The 1,734-nt window shown below is 73.4% G+C and carries 2 protein-coding genes and 1 pseudogene; all 3 read right to left on the reverse strand.

Going from position 1 to position 1,734, the window contains the following annotated elements; all coding sequences use genetic code 11:
• Positions 1 to 411 (reverse strand): annotated as a pseudogene (locus tag AB0C29_RS46875) (DUF4129 domain-containing protein); the annotation flags it as partial.
• A 52-nt stretch (positions 412 to 463) separates the two neighbouring features.
• A complete protein-coding gene (locus AB0C29_RS46880) occupies positions 464 to 1,201 on the reverse strand; it encodes a uracil-DNA glycosylase (RefSeq protein WP_360834655.1) in 738 nt (245 codons plus the stop codon).
• Positions 1,202 to 1,270: 69 nt separating this feature from the next.
• Positions 1,271 to 1,734 (reverse strand): hypothetical protein (locus tag AB0C29_RS46885; RefSeq protein WP_360834657.1); only part of this gene is annotated, 464 nt, incomplete at its 5' end.

Here is a 1,734-nt window from a genome sequence, read left to right on the forward strand (position 1 = left end):
GATCAGCCCCAGGCCGGCGTCCAGGGCCGCGACCAGGTCCTCGGCGGTGCGCGCCTCCGGCCGGCGCGGCTCCCGGCGGCCCTTGCGGTTGCCGCGGCGGCTCAGCGTCTGGCGCAGCAGCGCCCAGACGACCAGGCCGATCACGATGACGCCGACGATGCCGAGGATCACCAGGGCGACGGTGCCGGTCCAGTCGGGCAGGTCACCGCCGGCCTTCGACGGCTCCTGCGAGGGCTCGGCGCGGGCTTCCAGCGAGGGCGGCAGCAGCGGTGCGGCCTCGATGCTGGGCGGGGCGTCGGGCTCGAACCGGTCCAGCTGGGGAGCCGAACGGGTGGCCGCCAGCGAGGCGAGAAAGAGCAGCGCGAGGACGGCGGCCAGCGGCCACCAGCGACGCAGTGCGGCGAGATCCAACACTCCCGGCCTTAGGTCGTCCGTGCACGGCGGAAAATCGGCAGAGTCCGCATCATGCCAGGCCCGCCAGGTCTTTGGCACGGCCGAGGACGTCGTCGAGCATGGCGGGGGTGAGCCGGCCGGTGAACGTGTTCTGCTGGGAAACGTGGTAACAGCCCAGCAACTCGGGTACGCCGGGCTGGCTGACCTGGGCACCGTGGCCGAAGGCGGGACGCGGGACCGGCGGCCGCAGGCCATAGACAGCGGTCATCGCGGGCCACCACGCCGCCCAGGCGAAGGCGCCGAGCGCGATGACGACGCGCAGCGTGGGCCGGATCAGATTGAGCTCGCGGTGCAGCCACGGCGCGCAGGTGTCCCGTTCGACCGGCAGCGGTTTGTTGTCCGGCGGGGCGCAGCGGACGGCGGCGAAGATCCGGGTGTGCCGCACCGCCAGGCCGTCGTCGGCCGCGACGCTGGTCGGCTGGTTGGCCAGCCCGGCCCGGTGCAGCGCGGCGAAGAGGACATCGCCGGAACGGTCACCGGTGAAGATGCGGCCGGTGCGGTTGCCACCGTGGGCGGCCGGGGCGAGACCGAGGATGGCGATGCTCGCGTCACCGGGCCCGAACCCCGGGATCGGGCGGGCCCAGTAGGTCTGGTCACGGAACGAGGCCCGTTTGACCCGGGCGGCCTCCTCACGCCAGGCGACCAGGCGCGGGCAGGCGAAGCAATCGGCGACGCCGGCGTCGAGGACCGGCAGGTCGGGCGCGGCGGCCGCGTGCTGGGCGACGTCTTCAGGGGTACGGCTGGGCACGGCTCCAGCACAGCACTGCGCGGGACGGCGGGAGCAGCCGGGGTGGGGCTCCCGCCGTACCGGGGTGGGTCAGGCCTTCGGGCGCAGGCAGAGCAGGTAGCCCTTGCCGGCGGTGCTGCCGTAGACGAAGTACTCCTCGTTCTCCTTGAAGAACTTCTCGCAGGACTTGCTGCTGGTGTTGCTCTCGCCGTCGACCCGGCCGACCACGGTGAACGCGGCGTCGGCCGAGCTGCAGTCGACGACCTTGGCGTCGGCCTCGGTCTCCTCGTCGACCTTCACGTCCTCGGAGGAGGCGACGCAGTCACCGACGGCGGCGTCCTTGGCCTTGTCGCCGAAGAAGGCCTCGCGAGCCACGGCGATGATGACGAACACGACGATGGCGCCGAGGATGCGCAGCGCGATCCGGCCGAACGCGCTCTTCTTCTTGGGCTCGGGCGGGAAGGCGGCCGGGCCACCGAAGCCCTGCTGCGCCGGGTCCCCGTAGGGCTGGCCGGGCACGGGCTGGCCGGGGCCGGGCTGGCCACCGGCCGGCG

Source organism: Actinoplanes sp. NPDC048791 (genome assembly GCF_040650095.1).
Taxonomy (GTDB): domain Bacteria; phylum Actinomycetota; class Actinomycetes; order Mycobacteriales; family Micromonosporaceae; genus Actinoplanes.